Origin of the sequence: Pseudomonas subflava, assembly GCF_023823685.1 — a bacterium.
GTDB classification, from domain to species: Bacteria; Pseudomonadota; Gammaproteobacteria; order Pseudomonadales; family Pseudomonadaceae; genus Aquipseudomonas; species Aquipseudomonas subflava.
The window spans coordinates 1-17129 of record NZ_JAMXBF010000016.1 but is presented as its reverse complement, the minus strand read 5'-3'; the positions used below and the strand labels follow the sequence as shown (position 1 = coordinate 17129).

General features: G+C 66.7%; 15 protein-coding genes. 7 read left to right on the top strand and 8 right to left on the bottom strand.

Translation table 11 applies throughout. The features are described from left to right. The 3 genes from NF616_RS20405 to NF616_RS20395 all read right to left on the bottom strand — a co-directional run. Positions 1-864 (bottom strand): cache domain-containing protein (locus NF616_RS20405; RefSeq protein ID WP_252275605.1); only part of this gene is annotated, 864 nt, incomplete at its 3' end. Positions 865-1190: 326 nt separating this feature from the next. After that, positions 1191-1676, bottom strand: coding sequence for a PaaI family thioesterase (locus tag NF616_RS20400; protein ID WP_252275604.1), 486 nt, complete (start codon positions 1674-1676; stop codon positions 1191-1193). 199 nt (positions 1677-1875) lie between these two features. Then, positions 1876-2760, bottom strand: coding sequence for a LysR family transcriptional regulator (locus NF616_RS20395; protein WP_252275603.1), 885 nt, complete (start codon positions 2758-2760; stop codon positions 1876-1878). 99 nt (positions 2761-2859) lie between these two features. Between NF616_RS20395 and NF616_RS20390 the strand changes: the two genes are divergently transcribed. Continuing rightward, positions 2860-3879, top strand: a complete 1020-nt coding sequence (locus tag NF616_RS20390) for a DMT family transporter (protein WP_252275602.1) — start codon at positions 2860-2862, stop codon at positions 3877-3879. Here the strand turns inward: NF616_RS20390 and NF616_RS20385 are convergent. Next, complete coding sequence (locus tag NF616_RS20385) at positions 3876-4910, bottom strand: AraC family transcriptional regulator (protein ID WP_252275601.1); 1035 nt, start codon at positions 4908-4910, stop codon at positions 3876-3878. The genes NF616_RS20390 and NF616_RS20385 overlap by 4 nt on opposite strands. A 1-nt stretch (position 4911) precedes the next feature. Beyond that, a complete protein-coding gene (locus NF616_RS20380) occupies positions 4912-5826 on the bottom strand; it encodes a GGDEF domain-containing protein (protein WP_252275600.1) in 915 nt (304 codons plus the stop codon). Between the two features lie 329 nt (positions 5827-6155). Here NF616_RS20380 and NF616_RS20375 point away from each other — a divergent pair, with 329 nt between their 5' ends. From NF616_RS20375 to NF616_RS20350, 6 genes are all read left to right on the top strand, one after another. Then, positions 6156-8678: a TonB-dependent receptor gene (locus NF616_RS20375; protein WP_252275599.1), complete on the top strand. Its 2523-nt coding sequence runs from the start codon at positions 6156-6158 to the stop codon at positions 8676-8678. A 174-nt stretch (positions 8679-8852) separates the two neighbouring features. Continuing rightward, positions 8853-10769: a phytase gene (locus NF616_RS20370; protein WP_252275598.1), complete on the top strand. Its 1917-nt coding sequence runs from the start codon at positions 8853-8855 to the stop codon at positions 10767-10769. 113 nt (positions 10770-10882) lie between these two features. Continuing rightward, positions 10883-11710 (top strand): MotA/TolQ/ExbB proton channel family protein, encoded by an 828-nt coding sequence (locus NF616_RS20365; RefSeq protein ID WP_252275597.1) that lies wholly within the window; start codon positions 10883-10885, stop codon positions 11708-11710. 11 nt (positions 11711-11721) lie between these two features. Then, on the top strand, positions 11722-12165 hold the full coding sequence (tolR, locus tag NF616_RS20360; protein ID WP_252275596.1) for a protein TolR: 444 nt from the start codon (positions 11722-11724) through the stop codon (positions 12163-12165). Continuing rightward, entirely contained in the window at positions 12162-12971 is an 810-nt protein-coding gene (locus NF616_RS20355) for an energy transducer TonB (RefSeq protein WP_434091917.1), read from the top strand. The genes tolR and NF616_RS20355 overlap by 4 nt, the downstream gene beginning before the upstream one ends. Positions 12972-13057: 86 nt before the next feature. Beyond that, a complete protein-coding gene (locus NF616_RS20350) occupies positions 13058-15010 on the top strand; it encodes a PhoX family protein (RefSeq protein ID WP_252275594.1) in 1953 nt (650 codons plus the stop codon). Between the two features lie 123 nt (positions 15011-15133). On the opposite strand, the gene NF616_RS20345 is transcribed toward NF616_RS20350, so the two are convergent. From NF616_RS20345 to NF616_RS20335, 3 genes are all read right to left on the bottom strand, one after another. Further along, positions 15134-15547 (bottom strand): hypothetical protein, encoded by a 414-nt coding sequence (locus tag NF616_RS20345; protein ID WP_252275593.1) that lies wholly within the window; start codon positions 15545-15547, stop codon positions 15134-15136. A gap of 543 nt (positions 15548-16090) precedes the next feature. After that, complete coding sequence (locus NF616_RS20340; protein ID WP_252275592.1) at positions 16091-16681, bottom strand: hypothetical protein; 591 nt, start codon at positions 16679-16681, stop codon at positions 16091-16093. A 90-nt stretch (positions 16682-16771) separates the two neighbouring features. Then, positions 16772-17129 (bottom strand): hypothetical protein (locus tag NF616_RS20335; RefSeq protein WP_252275591.1); only part of this gene is annotated, 358 nt, incomplete at its 5' end.

The window sequence follows — 17129 nt, the reverse complement described above, 5'->3', positions numbered from 1 at the left end:
GATCACCGCGACGAGGGTGGCGACCACGGCGGAGGCGCGGAACTCGTCGAGGGTGGCGAAGGCCGCGTCCTGGTCCAGCACCAGGGCGACGTACCAGTTGGCCGAGGGCAGGCCCTGCAGCGGGGTGAAGGCGATGAACTGGGTCTTGCCGTCCACCTCGACCTCGCTGACGCCGGCCTGTACGCGCGGGGTGTCCTGCGGGTACAGCTCCTTGATGTCCTTGAGGGTGAAGGCGCTGTCCGGGTGCAGCAGCACCTTGCCCTGGGCGCTGACCAGGAAGGCATGGCCGTGGCCCTGGAACTTCAGCGAGCCGATCAGCTGGGCGATGTTCTCCAGATCCATGTCGGCACCGGCCACGCCGACCATCTGGCCGCCGCGGCGCACCGGGGTGGCGATGGTGATCACCAGCTTCTTCGACGAGGCGGCGATGTAGGGCTCGGTCAGCGCGCTGCCCTGGGCGGCGCTGGCCGCCTGGTACCAGCCGCGGGCGCGCGGGTCGTAGTCGGCCGGGCGGTTGCCGGCGGGCACCGAGGTCATGGCGCCGTCGGCGCCGCCGAAGTAGGTGAGCTGGAAGCCCTGGGCATACACCGGCAGGCTCAGCGCGGCCTGCAGCGGCTCGCCCTGTTCGCCATTGGCGGCGAGCTGCTGGGCCAGCGATTCGACCAGCTGGATGCGGCCGTCCAGCCAGGTCTTGATGTTGCGGGTAGCGAGTCCACCGACTTCCTGCAGCGAGGCGTGCACCTCGTCGCTCAGCGTCTGGCGCTGGCGGTAGTCGTTGAACAGCACGAACAGGGTGAACGCGGTGATCGTCACCAGCGAGGCGGCGAGTAGGATCTTCTGGCTGAACTTCAGGTTGGAAAGCATCGCAAGTTATCCATCGAGGGTGCGGGCAGGTACGGCAGTTATCGCAGCGGGTCGTGTCCGTCGCGTGTCATCGTCCCGCTCGGTCGCCCACCGCGATCCGTCCGGCGAGGTCGGAAGGCAGGTCGGCGAGGGACGAGCGGGGTGAGCGCGGCGCTGTACGCCGCGCGGCCTTACCGGCGTTGGAGGTCTTGTGGTCCGGAGGGCATCGCGCGCGCCGGAGAAGGTCTTCGGCGTGCGGCAAAATTATCGGCACCCAGCCGGCAAACATGGGGCCGACTTCGGTCGGATTTGCGGCAAAAAGCTATGGCTTTGAGCCTCGCCGCGGCTCAGCGACCGGCGGCGCGCTCGCCACGCAGGGTCATGATGGCGCTGGTGACGGTGGCGACCACCTTGCCGTCGTCACGATGGATGTCGCACTGGTAGTGGCAGAGCGTGCTGCCGCGGTGGGTCGCCCGGGCCAGCGCGCGCAGGCGCGATTGCCACACCGGACGCAGGAAGGTCGCCTTGAGGTCGATGCTGGTGAAGCTCTCGCCCTCGTTCATCAGCGTGGAATGGGCGGTGCCGATGGCGGCATCGGCCAGCTCGCAAAGCAGCCCGCCGTGCACGGTGCCCTGCTGGTTGCCGTGGCGCACCGCGTCGACGTGCAGCTCGATCTCCGCCAGGGCCTCGCCGATATCGATGATGCGATATCCGAGCAGCTGCGAGATTGCGGTGGGGTAGAGCATGTGTGTCTCTTCGCCCGGCGCGAGGGTGCCTGCCAGCTGGCGCTGCAGGTATTCCAGAACCGGCAGATAGCCCGAATTTCCCTTCATGTGCGTCCTCCAGACGGATGCGCTGAAAAATTACCCTAACTTATGCCGGTGCCCACGGTCACTGCTTCGGGTCTGATCAACTCGAGGGCACAGACAATGATGATTACCGGGATGGTGGTGGTGTTCTTTCTGATTGTCGGCTGGCTGTGTCTGGATGCCATAGGCTCCTGAAAACGAACAGGCTTTCGCGCCCCCCTGCCTAGCGGCTGGCGAGGAAGTTCACCAGCTGCCGCGCGTGGGGCGAAAGCGCCTCCCAACCCTGGATGCAGATGCGCAATTCGCGGGTTGCCCAGGCGTCTTCCAGCGTGACCAGCGCCACCGGCAACTCCAGCGCCAGGCGCGCCGCCGTGGCCTCGGGCAGCAAGGCCACACCGGCGCGTTGCGCCACCAACTGGGCGATGGCGTCGAAGCTCGGCGCGCGCACGCGCACCTTCAAGGGCATGGCGTACTGGGTGGCGCGCTCCTCGATGAAGCGCTGCATGGCGCGCTCCGCCGGCAGGCAGACGAAGGGGTAGTCGAGGGCATCGCGCAGCTCGGTCAGTTGACGGTCGGCCAGCGGGTGGTCGCGCGGCACCAGCATCACCAGCTTGTCGTCGCGAAAGGGCAGCGACAGCAGCCCGCCGGTGGGCAGGTTGCCGTCGTACACGCCAATCTCGCTTTCCCCCGATTGCACCGCGTGCAGCACCTCGGCGCTCTTCTGCTCGACCAGCTGCAGATCCACTTCCGGGTAGTCGGCGAGGAACGGCCCCAGGGTCGCCGGCAGAAAGGTGCTGTTGGCCACCGTGGTGGCGGACAGGCGCAGGGTGATGCGGTGCTGCCCGCCGAGCTCCTTCAGGGTTTGCTTCAGCCGCTCCGCCTCGCTCAGCACGCTGCGCGCCCGTTCCAGCACCAGGCGTCCGGCCGGCGTCGGCGTCATGCCGGCGGCGGTGCGGGTGAACAGGGCTAGGCCGCAGCGTTCCTCGAACAGGCGCAGGCGGGTGCTGGCGGCGGACACCGCCACCGGGATGCTCGCCGCGGCCTTGCTCAGGCTGCCGCTGCCGGCGATGGCGGCCAGCAGGCGCAGGTCGGCTAGATCGAAGTGCATGGGGTTTCTCCTTTCGCGAAGGCTTCCTTCGGGAAAATGCGATTCTAGCTCGCTGCTGTTCGCGTCAGAATAATGCCTTTCCCGCCTTCGCGTGCTGCCATGATCACCTCCCTGTACCAGCGCTGCCTCGCCGACGGCCGTCTGTTCGCCGTGATGTCGGCGGCCGGTTTCAGCCTCAAGGCCATCTTCGTCAAGCTCGCCTACGCCGCTGGGCCGGTGGATGCGGTCAGCCTGCTGGCCATGCGCATGGTCCTGGCGCTGCCGCTGTTTCTCTGGCTGCTGTGGCTCAGCCGCGCCCAGAGCGGCGCGCCGATGGGCCTGTCCGGCGTGCTGCGGGTGCTGCTGCTGGGCATGCTCGGCTACTACCTCTCCAGCCTGTTCGACTTCTACGGCTTGGAATACATCAGCGCCGGGCTGGAACGGCTGATCCTGTTCACCTATCCGACCCTGGTCCTGCTGCTGCAGGCGGTGGCCCTGCGTGAGCGGCCGAGCCGGCGCACGCTGCTGGCCATGGGCATCTGCTACCTCGGCCTGGGCATCGCCTTCGTCCACGACATCGGCGTGGCCGATGCCGGCGACCAGGTGCTTCTCGGCGCCGCCTGGGTGTTCGCCAGCGCGGTGACCTACGCCCTGTACTACTTCGGTACTGGGGTGCTGGTGCAGCGCATCGGCTCCATGCGCCTGGCCGGGCTGGCCGGCACGGCCTCGTCGTTCATGGTGCTGGCACACTTCGCCGTGAGTGGCGGCTCGTTCGCGCAACTGGCCAGCCTGCCGAGCGAGATCTGGCTGTACGCCGCGCTGATGGCGCTGTGCTCCACCGTGCTGCCGATCTACTGGATGGCCCTGGCTGTGCAGCGCCTGGGGCCAACGCAGACCGCCGCCATCGGCAACCTCGGTCCGGTGCTGACCATCTTCGCCTCCTGGGCGCTGCTCAGCGAGGCCATCTCGGTCTACCAGCTGGCGGGCCTGGGACTGGTGATGTTCGGCATCTCGCGGCTCAAGCCGGCGGCCGCCAAGGTCGAGCCGAGCGAGGAGAAGAGAGGCTGTCGGCTGCCGTTCGGCAACCTGCTGGCACCGATGCTCAACCGCTCGGCGAGGCGCGAGCGGCGCAGCGACTAGCCGCCCAGCAGCTGGCGCAGGGCGCTGGGCGCAAGACCGGTCCAGCGCTTGAACGAGCGGCGGAAGTTGGTGGCGTCGTGGAAGCGCAGGTGGCTGGCTACCTCGTCGTTGCTGTAGCCCTTGATCTGGTACAGGTACAGCGCCACCAGCAGGCGCACCCGGTCGTGCTGCTCCTGGTAGCTGGTGCCGTGCTTGTGCAGCTTGCGCTTGAGGGTGGTCGGGCTCATGCCCAGGGCGGCCGCGGCATGCTCCAGGTTCGGCGCCTGGCGCACGTTGCGCAGCAGCCAGCGCTGCAGGGTGTCGAGCAGGCTGGCGCGGGTGCTGTGCTGCTCCAGCTGCTGGCGCGCCTGCTGGCAGGCCACCTGCGCGGTGCTCTGCACGGTCTGCGGCCAGGCGCGGGTCAGGTGCTCGCGGGGCAGGCGCAGCAGGTCGCAGGGCTGGCCGAAGCGCAGCTGTTCGCCCAGGTGCACCCAGTACTGCTCGATGTGTTTCGGCTGGGCATGACGGAAGTGGAACTGCCAGGGCAGCGCCTCGCCGCTCAGGCGTCGGCTCATGGCCACCACCGCGGTCATTTGCGCCTCCAGTAAAAAGCGCTGCTGTGCGCCGGCGCCGCAGCTGTCCAGCCAGTACAGGTAGGCGTGCTGCTCATCCAGCAGCAGGCGAGGGCTGAGCAGCGGCGAGAGCAGGGCGCGCAGCTCGCCGAGCAGCTCAAGCGCCTGCTGCAGGTTGTTGGCCAGCGCCAGCGCCTGGCTGGCAGCGCCGTGGTGGCCGGGCAGCAGGCGCTGGCCGAACAGGAAGCTGGTGTCGTCGGCGTCGAGCAGGCGCTGGGCGTTGTCTATCAGGGTGAGGAACTGCGCCGGGCTGATCAGGCTGTCGGCCTTGGGCACGTCCTCGAGGAACAGGCCGGTGCCGCGTAGCAGGCGGTGGCTGTCGATGCCGCGCGACAGGCACAGCTCGATCAGGCTGGCCGGCTGCTGGTGCGCGGCGATGCAGCGGCTGTCGTTCTCGTACCAGGGGCAGTGCAGGGCCATGTCAGGCGCTCAGCGCCAGCGGCTGCTTGGCCTTGGCCAGCGCCAGGTTGAGGCGCTGCAGCAGGCTCTCGGCGCTCTCCTGCAGGGCCATCACCTGGGCCACGCTGGCGCGCAGTTGAATGCGCTCGCCGTGCTGGCGCGAACGGTGCGCCAGGTGGCGCACGGCCTCGGCCAGCTCCCGGGCGATCTGCGCCGCCACCGTCTCCCCGGTGTTGGGCAGCACGGCGACGAAGCGGTCGCCGGCCAGGCGGCACAGCAGGTCCTGCTGGCGCAGGTTGAGCAGCAGCAGCTGCGGCACGGCCTGCAGCACGCGGTCGCCCTCGGCATGGCCGTAGCGCTGGTTGATCGCGTCGAAGCCGTCCAGGTCGATCATCACCAGCGACAGCGGCTGCTGCTCGCGCACGCTCTCCTGCAGGCCCAGCTCCAGCTGGCGGCGCAGGTAGTCGGCGGCGCCCAGCGGGGTCAGCTTGTCGAACAGGCGGTGCTCGCGGAACAACCGCTCGCGCTTCTCCATCTGCGCGCTGATGGCGCGCTGCTCGAGATGCCAGTGGTAGATGCCGAGGGTGAGCAGCAGCAACCCGACCGGCATGGGTGCGGATTCCAGCCAGTGGTCCCAGGTGACGGCGTCGGGCATGGCGATGAACTCGTCCAGGCAGTCCACCCACCAGGAGAAGAACACCAGCCCCAGCCCCAGGGCCAGCAGGTTGGTGACGCGTCCTGCCGGGCGGCCATTCAGCAGCAGCCCGAGCCAGACCAGGCAGAGCAGGGCGGAGCCACCCTCGCCGAGGATGTCCAGCCACACCCAGTCGCTCAGCGGCTTGATGTCACCGGCGCCCAGGTGCAGCAGCAGCGCGGCATTGGCGGCCAGCAACAGGGCGGCAAGTTTCAGGCGGTGCAGGCCGAGCAGCGAAGGCATGGTAATTCCCCGAGTGAGCATTCGTGCGTCAGCAGAGCAGAGCCATATGACCGAATGGTTGCAGCGGGGGAGGTCGAATCGGCCCAGAGCGGCGGGCGGATTTTTTGCCGATCCGCGCCCACATCGCCAAAGTTCGGGCCTCGTAAGGCCGAGCGCAGGTCATTGCGGACCGGCAATCGGGGTCAAATAGGCTCAGAACGGTGCTGAAAAGGCGGCGAAACGGCGCGCCCGCCGCGGGCTGTCACGGAAGCGTCACAGGGCTCTCCCAGCATGCCGTCCCAGGTCGCCGGACTTGCCCCGGCGCAACGCTCATCTGGGGAGAGAGCCGCATGTACAAACGCCAACTCAACGCCCGCCGCGCGGGCTTTTCCGTCAGCGTCCTGGCGCTGGCCATCGCCGCCATGCCGGCGTGGGCGCAGGAGAACGCCGTCGAGCACGTCCACGTGGTCGGCCAGGCCGCCAGCATCGATCAGGCGCTCAAGGAACAGCGCCGCTCCGACAGCGTGCAGAACACCGTGCACGCCGATGGCGTGGCCCAGTTGCCGGACCAGAACGTCGCCGAAGCCACCCAGCGCCTGCCGGGCGTGAGCGTCGAGCGCGACCAGGGCGAGGGCCGCTTCGTCAGCGTCCGCGGCCTGGGCCCGGACCTCAACAGCGTGAGCATCAACGGCACCCTGATTCCCTCGCCGGAGGCGGACCGCCGCGCGGTGGCCCTCGACGTGCTGCCGTCCGAACTGGTGCAGTCGCTGTCGGTGGTCAAGACCCTGACCCCGGACATGGACGCCAACTCGCTCGGCGGCACCATCGAGGTGGAGAGCCTGTCGGCCTTCGACCACGAAGGCCTGTTCTACACCGGCAGCGCCGAGGCCAGCTACGACGACCACACCGAGCAGACCAGCCCGAAATTCTCCGGCGCCATCAGCGACCGCTTCAGCCTCGGCGACGGCATCGACAACTTCGGCGTGGCCGCGGCGCTCAGCTGGCAGCAGCGCGACTTCGGCTCGGACAACGTCGAGACCGGCGGCGACTGGGACTTCGAGGACGGCGACCGGCTGCAGCAGTTCGAACAGCGCGACTACGACATCCGCCGCGAGCGCAGCGGCCTGGGCCTGAACTTCGACTACCGCCCGGACGACTTCAGCAGCTACTACCTGCGCACCCTGTACAGCCGCTATCGAGACACCGAGACCCGCAACGCCGCCGGCATCGAGTTCGCCGACGCGCAACTGCCGGGCGAGGGTGGCGAGGCCGAGGGCTGGCGCGAGGTGAAGGACCGCGAAGAGACCCAGGAAATCCAGTCCTACGTGTTCGGTGGCGAGCGCCTGATCGGCCGCTGGACCCTGAGCGGCCAGGCCGGCTACAGCCAGTCCAGCGAGGACACGCCGGGGCACATCGGCGGCGCCCTGTTCGAGGGCAACGACGCCTTCGCCGACATCGGCTTCTCCGACGCCGAGAAGCCGCGTCTGAACGCCGGCGATGCCTTCTACGACCCGGCCAGCTTCAGCCTGAGCGAAGTGGAATGGGCCGAGGAGAACACCGAGGACACCGAGAAGAACATCAGGCTCGACGCCGCCCGCGACTACGAGCTGGCCGGCCACGCCGCCCAGGTCAAGTTCGGCGGCAAGCTCAGCCGCCGCGACAAGGACAACGACACCGACATCTGGACCTACGAGGACCTCGGCGACTTCGGCTTCAGCGACGAGCAGCTGGGCATGGACAACTTCACCAAGGGCCGGGTCGATTACAGCCTGGGCCGCTTCGGGCCCGGCCTGTCGGCGGACCGCATCGAGGACCTGATCGGCGGCCTGGACCGCAGCGAGTTCTTCAACGAGGAGGAGTCGCGGGTCAACGACTTCGACATGAGCGAGGACATCGACGCCGCCTACCTGATGCACACCCTCGACATCGACGACCTGCGCATCATCGCCGGCGTGCGCTACGAGGGCACCGAGTTCAAGGCCAAGGGCACCGGCATCCGCGACGGCGACTACGAGGGCATCGAGGCGAGCAACGACTATCACCATTGGCTGCCGGGCCTGCACGCCCGCTACCAGCTGGACAAGAACACCCAGGTGCGCGCTGCCGTTACCCACAGCGTGGTGCGGCCGACCTTCAGCCAGCTGGCGCCGGGCTTCGTCATCGACGGTGACGAGGCCAGCTTCGGCGACCCGAGCCTCGACCCGCTGGAGTCGCGCAACTTCGACCTCGGCATCGAGCACTACCTGGGCCGCGCCGGCGTGGTGTCCGCCTTCGTGTTCTACAAGGACATCGAGAATTTCGTCTACAACGCCGACCTGGCCGGCACCGGCGACTGGGTCGACTTCGCCGAGGCCAACACCTTCGCCAACGGCGACAACGCCGACCTGTGGGGCCTGGAGCTGGCCTACTCGCAGAAATTCGACTGGCTGCCGGCGCCGTGGAACGGCCTGCTGCTGGGCGCCAACGCCACCTTCAGCCGCTCCGACGCCAACATCAGCGGCTACGACGCCGACAGCGGGCGCAACCTGGAGCGCGACATCGACCTGCCGTTCCAGTCCGACACCGTCGGCAACCTGATGCTCGGCTGGGAGAACGACAAGCTCAGCCTGCGCCTGTCGGCCAACTACAAGTCCGACTACCTCTACGAGGTTGCCGGCATCAACGACGAGGCCCACGACCTGCACGTGGACGACCAGGTGTTCGTCGACTTCAGCGCCAACTACTTCCTGACCAAGCAGCTGCAGCTCAACTTCGAGGCGCAGAACCTCACGGACGAAAGCTACTACGTCTACACCGGACGCCACGCCTACAACGCCCAGTACGAGGAATACGGCCCGACCTACAAGCTCGGCCTGACCTTCACCCATTTCTGACCCACGCCCCGTACCGACCAACGCAGGGTGCGCCGCGCGCACCGACAGCGCCGCAAAGCCACCGGTGCGCATGGCGCGCTCTACGGGATGTGCGTGCGCTGTTGGCCGGCGCCCCGCAGTTCGGCAGGCGGTCGATCGTGGATTGCAAAGCTTTCGACAAGGACTACCCACGCAATGAATCCGTTGTTCCCCCGTTCCCTGCTGCTCGCCAGCCTGCTGTTGGCCGGTTGCGAGCAGGTTCCACCGGCGGTCTCCGCCGCCACGCCGAGCCTTGGGCTGAATGCCTGGAGCGCTTCAGGCCAGGTCGAGGCCGAGGACCTGCGCTTCGCCGGCGAACAGCGCCTGGCCGCCAGTGAGAAGCGCGGCCTGTTGCTGCTCGACGCCCAGGGCGCCGAGCTGGCGCGCCTGCCCGGGCGCTTCTCCGGCCTCGACAGCCGCGAGCTGAACGGCCGCCTGCTGGTCGCCAGCCTGGACACCGCCAGCCAGCACCCGACCCTGGCGCTGCTCGACCCGGCCGCGCGCCAGTGGGGCCGCACCCTGGCCCTGCCGGCGCGTGACTACGCGGTGAACGGCCTGTGCCTGTATCGCGACGAGGCGGCCAACCTCTACCTGTTCCTGGTGGGCGAGGAGGGCCGCGGCGAGCAGTGGCTGGTCGGCGCCGGCAGCCGGCTGCGCGACGAGGCGCTGCGCGTGCGCGGCCTGCCGCTGCCGCCGCAGGCCGAGTTCTGCCAGGTCGACGATGCCGCCAGCCAGCTGCTGGTCAACGAAGAGAACGTCGGCCTGTGGGCCTACCCGGCGCACCCGGAGGCCGAGGCCAGCCGCGTGGCGGTGGACATGGTCGAACCGTTCGGCGGCCTGGAGCAGGGCGTCGGCGCCATGGCCAGCGTGCCGGGCGGTGTGCTGGCCCTGGATGCCGGCGCCGGCAACCTGCACTTCTACCAGCGCCAGGGCGAGACCTGGCAGGCGGCCGGCACGGCAACCCTGCAGGGGTTGCAAGAGCCCGAGCGGCTGGCCGCGCGGCCGACCGCCAAGGGCATCGAACTGCTGGTGCAGGACGACGGCAGCGGCACTCTCTACGAAGGCCTGCTGGCCTGGCAGCCGCAGCCGGCGCAGATGCCCGCGCCACTGGCCAATGTCGCCGCGCTGCGCCAGAGCGAGCCGGTCGCGCGTCACGGCGACGCCGCCGACGATCCGGCGATCTGGGTCGACCCGGTCAACCCGGCGCGCTCGCGGGTGCTCGGCACCAACAAGAAGCAGGGCCTGCTGGTCTACGACCTCGACGGCAAACTGCTGCAGGACCTGCCGGTGGGCCGCCTGAACAACGTCGACCTGCGCGCCAACTTCCGCCTCGGCGGCGAGCGCGTCGACCTGGCGGTGGCGAGCAATCGCGACCGCAACAGCATCGCCGTGTTCGCCATCGACCGCGCCAGCGGCGCGCTGCGTGAGGCCGGCGAGATCGACACGCCGCTCGCGGAAATCTACGGCATCTGCCTGTTCCAGCCCGCCAGCGGCGAGCTGTACGCCTTCGCCAACGGCAAGGACGGCAGCTTCCTGCAGTACCGCCTGAGCGACGCCGGCGGCCGGGTGGACGGCGAACTGGTGCGGCGTTTCGCCGTGCCCAGCCAGCCCGAGGGCTGTGTGGCCGACGATCAGCGCCAGCGCCTGTTCCTCGGCGAGGAGAGCACCGGCGTGTGGGCGGTGGACGCCCGCGCCGACGGCCCCACCGAGCTGCAGGAGGTGATCAAGGTCGGCGACGCGCTGCACGCCGACGTCGAGGGCCTGGCCCTGTACCAGTCCGCCGACCGCGACTACCTGGTGGTGTCCAGCCAGGGCAACGACAGCTACCTGGTGCTCGACGCCGAACCGCCGTACGCCCTGCATGGCGCCTTGCGCGTCGGCCTCAACGGCGCGCTGGGCATCGACGGCGCCTCCGAAACCGACGGCCTGGAAGTCACCTCGGCAAACCTCGGCGGGCCCTGGAGCCAGGGCCTGCTGGTGGTGCAGGACGGCCGCAAGCGCATGCCCGAGGCCACGCAGAACTTCAAGTTCGTGCCCTGGAGCGAGGTCGCCCGCGCCCTCGGCCTGGAATAGCGCCTGTCATCAGCCGGTAACCGCCACGCCATCGAATAGCACCGTTCGCCCTCTCCTGCGGGAGAGGGTCGGGATGAGCGAACACTCAGCCCGCCATGCCAAGGAGCCACACCATGCACGCCACCCTCGAACAGATGACCGTCTGGAGCCTGGTCAGCGACGCCAGCCTGCTGGTCAAGCTGGTCATGCTGACCCTGCTCGCCGCCTCCCTGGCCAGCTGGTACCTGATCGTCCAGCGCAGCCTGCTGCTGGGCCGCAGCGAGCGCCTGGCGCGGGACTTCCTGCGCCGCTTCCGCGAGACCGGCGACCTCGCCACCCTGTACCGCGAGGGCGCCGAGCGCGGCGATGCGGACGCCACGCTGGAGCAACTGTTCCGCGCCGGCTACGGCGAGTACGCGCAGCTGCGCCGCGACCCCGGCGTGGCGCGCGAGACGCTGATCGACGGCGTCGAACGCAGCGTCCTGGTGGCCATCTCCGAACAGGAGGAACGCCTGGAGAAGTGCCTGCCGCTGCTCGCCACCATCGGTTCTGTCAGCCCCTACATCGGCCTGTTCGGCACCGTGTGGGGGATCATGAATTCCTTCATCGGCCTGTCCCAGGTGCAGCAGGCGACGCTGTCCACCGTCGCGCCGGGCATCGCCGAGGCGCTGATCGCCACCGCCATCGGCCTGTTCGGCACCGTGTGGGGGATCATGAATTCCTTCATCGGCCTGTCCCAGGTGCAGCAGGCGACGCTGTCCACCGTCGCGCCGGGCATCGCCGAGGCGCTGATCGCCACCGCCATCGGCCTGTTCGCCGCCATCCCGGCGGTGATCGCCTACAACCGCTTCTCCGCCCGCGTCGCTGCGCTCAGTACCCGCCTGTATGCCTTCGGCAACGAGCTGCAGGGCCGCCTGCAACGGCGCGCCCCCGGCGCCACCGGCGTGGCCCAGGCGGCCTGAGGAGAGGCGAGATGCGCAAGCCGCAGTGCAAGCACGGCCCCAAGGCCGAAATGAACGTGGTGCCCTACATCGACGTGATGCTGGTGCTGCTGGTGATCTTCATGGTCACTGCGCCCATGCTCACCCAGGGCGTGAAGATCGAGCTGCCCAAGGTGGCGGCCGAGGCGCTGCCCAGCGATACCCAGCAGCAGGTGCTGACCCTCTCGGTGCAGGCCGATGGCGGCTACTACTGGAACCTCGGCAGCGAAGTGGACACCGAACACCGCACCGACAGCGCGGTGAACCTGGAGGAGATGACCAGCAAGGTCGGCGCGCTGATCGCCGCGCGCGGCGACACCCAGGTGTACATCCGCGCCGACGGCCACGCCGACTACGCCACGGTGCTGGCCGGCATGGCCGCGCTGCAGCGGGGCGGGGTGAGCAACCTCGGCCTGATCACCGAGGCGCCGCAGTGAGCGCGCTGGCCATGTCCCGCTCGTCATCCCTGGTCCTCGCGTCGCCCTCCGGCGGCTGGCTGCGCGGTTTTGCCGCCGCTGGCGTGGCGGTGGGCCTGCATGCCCTGGTGCTGGCCCTGTTGCTCAGCCACTGGCAGGCCGAGGCGCCCGCCGCGCCGCAGGTGCGCACCCTGACCACGCGCCTGGTGACCCTGGCTCCGCCGGCGCCGCCACAGCCCGAGGTGGTGCTGCCACCGACACCGGCCCCGGAGCCCGCGCCGGCGCAGCCCGTGGAGGCGCCAAAGCCCGCCCCGCGCATCGAGCAGCAGAAGCTGGAACAAGCCGCCCTGGCGCGCAAACGCGTCGAGGAACAGCGCGAGCGCGAACGTGAAGAGCGCCAGCGGATGGAGCAGCAGCGCGTCGAGCGAGAACGCGTACGCCGCGAGGCCGAGGAACTGGCCCGCCAGCAGGCGCAGCAGCGCCAGGCCGAAGCCAAGGCGCGCGCCGACGCCGAAGCCGCCGAGCGCGCCCGCCAGGCCGAGGCTGCAGCGGCCGCCAGCCGCCAGTACCTGCCCATCGCCAAGGAGGCGCCGGACTATCCCGATCGCGCCCTGGACAAAGGCATCGAGGGCGACTGCACGGTGACCTACCGGGTGACTCCTCAGGGCCGCGTCGAAGACCCGCAGGTGCTCGGCGAATGCCACCCGCTGTTCATCCGCCCATCCCTGGCCGCCGCCCGCACCTTCCGCTACCAGCCCCGCGTGGTCGATGGCCGCGCGGTGGCGGTGGAAGGGGTTAAGAACACCTTCCACTACCGCATCGAATAACCCCCTCCCTATCGATGGGAGAGGGCGCAGGCCGTAGCCCGGATGCAATCCGGGAAACCTCCACAAAGAATCCACAGAGACCCTCGATGAACGAGCACAGCCACTTCCACGCCAGCCTCGAAGCCCACGACGACATCGCCATCAACCCCAGCGCCAACACGCCGCTCGCCGAGCTCATCGACCCGCGCCGGCGCAACGTGCTCAAGGGCGGCCTGACCCTGGCCGCGCTGGGCTTCTTCGGCGGCGGCCTGACCGCCTGCTCCAGGGCCAGCGCCAGCCCGCTGCTGGGCTTCACGGGCGTGCCGGTGCAGCTCGACCCGCAGTTCGACAGCGTGCTGGTGGCCGAGGGCTACCGCGCCGTGCCGTTCTTCTCCTGGGGCGACCCGGTGGAAGCCGGCGCGCCGGCCTGGAACCCGGACGCCAGCGACGACTGGCAGGCCCAGCTCAAGCAGGCCGGCGACAACCACGACGGCATGGACTTCTTCGCCTTCCCCGGCGAGACCGACCGCGGCCTGCTGGTGATGAACCACGAGTACGTCAACCCGCCGCTGCATCCGTCCGGCAAGATCGACCAGAGCAAGCCGCGCCCGCTGGCCGAGGTGCGCAAGGAGCAGGCCGCCCACGGCGTCTCGGTGATCGAGGTGAAGCAGGGTGCCGACGGCCAGTGGCAGCGCGTGATGGATTCCGCCTACAACCGCCGCATCAGCATGCTCACGCCCATGCGCATCGCCGGCCCGCTGGCCGCCCACGAACAGATGAAGACCGCCAGCGATCCGAGCGGCCTCACCGTGCTCGGCACCCTCAACAACTGCGCCACCGGCGTCACGCCCTGGGGCACCTTCCTCACCTGCGAGGAGAACTGGCCCAACTACTTCATCAACCGCGACAAGGCCGACTTCGAGGCGCGCGTGTCGCACAAGCGCTACGGCCTGGCGAAGGAGGGCACCAGCAAGAACTACGCGTGGGAGACCGCCGACCCGCGCTTCGACGCCACGCCCTACGCCGACCAGCCCTACGGCGGCCACGTCAACGAGCCGCACCGCTTCGGCTGGGTGGTCGAGATCGACCCCTTCGACCCCAAGGCCCAGCCGATCAAGCGCACCGCCTTCGGCCGCTTCAGCCGCGAGTGCGCGGCGCTGAGCCTGGGCAAGGACGGGCGCATGGCCTTCTACTCCGGCGATGACGCCAAGGGCGAATACGTCTACAAGTTCGTCCCCTCCGGCCGCTTCGACGCCGCCAACCCCAGGGCCAATCGTGACCTGCTGGACGAGGGCACCCTGTACGCCGCGCGCTTCGATGCAGACGGCAGCGGCCAGTGGCTGGCCCTGGTGCACGGGCAGAATGGCCTGACCGCCGAGAACGGCTTCGCCAACCAGGCCGAGGTGCTGCTCAACGCCCGCGCCGCCGCCGACCGCGCCGGCGCCACGCCGATGGACCGCCCCGAGTGGGCCGCCGTGCATCCCGCCACCGGCGAGGTCTACGTGACCCTGACCAACAACGACGGGCGTGGCGACAAGCAACCCACCGACAAGGCCAACCCACGCCCGCACAACCTGCACGGGCAGATCCTGCGCTTCAACGAGAAGGGCGCCGACCCGACCGCCACCGCCTTCACCTGGGAGCTGTTCCTCCTCGCCGGCGAAGCCCGCGGCAGCAAGGACAAGGACGGCAAGCCGGTACCGGCCAACCTCACCGGCACCATCAACGGCGACCTGTTCTCCTCACCGGACGGCCTGGCCTTCGACGCGGCAGGGCGCCTATGGATCCAGACCGACTACGACGACATCGAACCGGTCATGGCCGGCATGGGCTGCAACCAGCTGCTCTGCGCCGACCCCGGCACCCGCGAAGTCCGACGCTTCCTGGTTGGCCCACGCGGCTGCGAAATCACCGGCTTGGCCTGGAGCCCGGACGGCAAGGCCATGTGGGCCAACGTCCAACACCCCGGCATCAGCTTCCCGGCCAGCGACGGCAAGACCCGCCCGCGCTCGACCACGTTGCTGATTACGCGGGTGGATGGTGGGGTGATTGGGGCGTGAAGAGCGAAGCCTAACGCCCGAGGTAAGCCGCGCCGGAAGGCGAAGCACGGAGCGCAGCCGCAATCGGAGCTTGTGGGCGCCTGCTTGACCACCCAGTTGGCACGCTACGCGAAGGCACGATATTCAACCTAATTCAACCTGTGTGCTGTCCATTGCGCTGCTGTACTTCAAGTGCAAACTTCCACCGTCAAATTTGAACAGGACGTCGACGTCACCTGCCTCATTGCCAAGATAGTCAATTTGACGAAGCGTACTTCCCGAAATGCTTGATAGTTCCGAGAGATTATTGAGCAGAAGCCCATGCTCAAGTGTTGAGTTAATTGGGGTGTCTGGTGCCTCTCCAGAGCGCCAGAAGACAGTACCCGGCTCAAAGTAAATTCTGTGCCATGTACCGGAAAATTGCAGATATGTGACGTTGGCATGATCTATCAGGCTCTTGCCGTCGTAGAAGTGTTGAAGCACTAAGCCAGAACACGCCTGGCCAACAATGGCGGGCTGCTCTCCTAAGAATTGGATGTGGCTAATATGAGCAGTCATGAGGCCTAACGATTAAGCTAATGGGCGGGCTTTAGCCTGTCCCAGTGAGCGAAGCGAACGATTTGAGCGTATTGTTATAAGCCACTAGCCTAGTAAATTTCAATTCGAATGTTTGGGCTGGCATGCACGCGAACACCGTAAGGAATTGCGGACTCTCCGTCGTACCGATTGCCAAAGCATTTTGCAGGTGCGAACTCTAAATACTCATTGGGCCACTTTTTAACATAGCGTACGCCCGAGCACTCAAGAAGCTTCATGGAAAATAAGGGTTGTTCGACGTCTTTATGAGAAAGCTCAAAGTAAACGTCCCCATCGTACGGGTATATCGTTAAGTATAATTTAGCCCCGCCTTTGTCCACTTTGTAGTGATAGCAAATACCATCCGGTTCAATTTCCGGAATGGTTTCAAGGCAGTTCAATACATCACTTTCGTCCCAAGCAAGCACACAAATCCCTCCGTGGTTTATAACGAAGCTAACGGGCAGGCAAAAGCGTAGCTTTTGACTGTCCAGCGAGCGAAGTGAGCGGCAGTTGAGCGCATTGTTAGCCGTGAAATTGCAATTCGTAATATGGGCATTTCTTGATGCTTGGATCGTATGAGACAAGCAGGAACGTTCTTGTTATGTTCTTCGGCTTTTTTATGTTGCATCCTCTTAAAAATGACTCAACTGCTATGCGATTTAATATGGGTTCGTCGGTGAATATAACTATTACATAGCCGCCTTCGTAAGGAGCCCCCTTTAACTCATTAAACCTTGAATCTTTTCGCGAAATCAGAGCCTCTAAGGACGATGTGAATTTATCCTGATCCCAGTCGGCCCATTCATAAATTTTTCCAGCCTTGTAAGCTTGTATTGCCTTTCCATCCACAAGCTCTGTGACCTCAATTGCCACTCGATTACCATCGGTGTCGAGTGCTTCGCAGTCGGGCGGATCATTCGGCCGGCCACGACGTTCTAGGGATGTGAATAAGGTTACTCCATCGGCCTTTAGTGATTCGACAAGGCTGGTTACCACTCCCCACTCTTCAATATCGCGATCCGCACCCCAGCCAAAGAAGTCCGCATATCCACGAGCTTTATTTCGCGCCTCGCGAATTATTTCTAGTAATTCTTTGTCTTCTTCAGTAGTCATTTTTCCTGGCTAACGATTAAGCTAAGGGGCCGGCTTTAGCCGGTCCCAGTGAGCGAAGCGAGCGATTTGAGCGCATTGTTAGACGGCAACTCAATTTTTATGCCTGCCATATTGGGCAACAAAAACTTCAGCTTCTTTCATGGTTTTTGGGTACTCCGCAAGGTAGCCACCCTCTAGCCGTATGGATTGGTACACAAGACCTGAATCTACAACGAACTTAACAACAAGCCATGCGTTTACATCGTCTTTTTTAGGCGCTTTGAATTTTCGACTCAGGCGCACTGTCTGCAGACCACAGTCAGGGCATTTGCGCGGCTCTTCGGATACCGGCCGCCGGAATGACTTGCGGCAAGCAAAACATACATGTGGGAAGAGATAAGAGCTATTAACTTTATCTGGCATGAAGCGCTTATGGTTCTTGAAGTTAGACACGATGCATCCTTGCCTT

Excerpts from the sequence above, each read along its gene's own strand:
- NF616_RS20400 (WP_252275604.1), bottom strand. The coding sequence starts at position 1,676 with ATGAAGGGAAATTCGGGCTATCTGCCGGTTCTGGAATACCTGCAGCGC.
- NF616_RS20395 (WP_252275603.1), bottom strand. The coding sequence starts at position 2,760 with ATGCACTTCGATCTAGCCGACCTGCGCCTGCTGGCCGCCATCGCCGGC.
- NF616_RS20390 (WP_252275602.1), top strand. The coding sequence starts at position 2,860 with ATGATCACCTCCCTGTACCAGCGCTGCCTCGCCGACGGCCGTCTGTTC.
- NF616_RS20385 (WP_252275601.1), bottom strand. The coding sequence starts at position 4,910 with ATGGCCCTGCACTGCCCCTGGTACGAGAACGACAGCCGCTGCATCGCC.
- NF616_RS20380 (WP_252275600.1), bottom strand. The coding sequence starts at position 5,826 with ATGCCTTCGCTGCTCGGCCTGCACCGCCTGAAACTTGCCGCCCTGTTG.
- NF616_RS20375 (WP_252275599.1), top strand. The coding sequence starts at position 6,156 with ATGTACAAACGCCAACTCAACGCCCGCCGCGCGGGCTTTTCCGTCAGC.
- NF616_RS20370 (WP_252275598.1), top strand. The coding sequence starts at position 8,853 with ATGAATCCGTTGTTCCCCCGTTCCCTGCTGCTCGCCAGCCTGCTGTTG.
- NF616_RS20365 (WP_252275597.1), top strand. The coding sequence starts at position 10,883 with ATGCACGCCACCCTCGAACAGATGACCGTCTGGAGCCTGGTCAGCGAC.
- tolR (WP_252275596.1), top strand. The coding sequence starts at position 11,722 with ATGCGCAAGCCGCAGTGCAAGCACGGCCCCAAGGCCGAAATGAACGTG.
- NF616_RS20350 (WP_252275594.1), top strand. The coding sequence starts at position 13,058 with ATGAACGAGCACAGCCACTTCCACGCCAGCCTCGAAGCCCACGACGAC.
- NF616_RS20345 (WP_252275593.1), bottom strand. The coding sequence starts at position 15,547 with ATGACTGCTCATATTAGCCACATCCAATTCTTAGGAGAGCAGCCCGCC.
- NF616_RS20340 (WP_252275592.1), bottom strand. The coding sequence starts at position 16,681 with ATGACTACTGAAGAAGACAAAGAATTACTAGAAATAATTCGCGAGGCG.